General features: G+C 56.1%; 1 rRNA gene. It reads left to right on the top strand.

The annotated features are described in order from the left end of the window. Positions 1-553: ribosomal RNA gene (locus AC1DUE_RS20090) — 23S ribosomal RNA — on the top strand; the annotation flags it as partial.

Raw genomic sequence — 553 nt, 5'->3', positions numbered from 1 at the left:
CCGTGATTCCGGGAGTAGTGGAGAGCGAAACTGGATGAGGCCAAACCGTATGCGTGTGATACCCGGCAGGGGTTGCGCATGCGGGGTTGTGGGATCTCTTTTTCACAGTCTGCCGGCTGTGAGGCGAGTCAGAAACCGTTGATGTAGGCGAAGGACATGCGAAAGGTCCGGCGTAGAGGGTAAGACCCCCGTAGCTGAAACATTAACGGCTCGTTTAAGAGACACCCAAGTAGCACGGGGCCCGAGAAATCCCGTGTGAATCTGGCGGGACCACCCGCTAAGCCTAAATATTCCCTGGTGACCGATAGCGGATAGTACCGTGAGGGAATGGTGAAAAGTACCGCGGGAGCGGAGTGAAATAGTACCTGAAACCGTGTGCCTACAAGCCGTGGGAGCGTCGCTGTTGTTCTTCGGAGCAACAGTCGTGACTGCGTGCCTTTTGAAGAATGAGCCTGCGAGTTTGCGGTGTGTTGCGAGGTTAACCCGTGTGGGGAAGCCGTAGCGAAAGCGAGTCCGAATAGGGCGTTTTAGTAGCACGCTCAAGACCCGAAGC

It is taken from the genome of Cellulomonas sp. P4_A2 (assembly GCF_056402515.1).
This window is presented reverse-complemented; position numbering and strand designations above follow the sequence as displayed.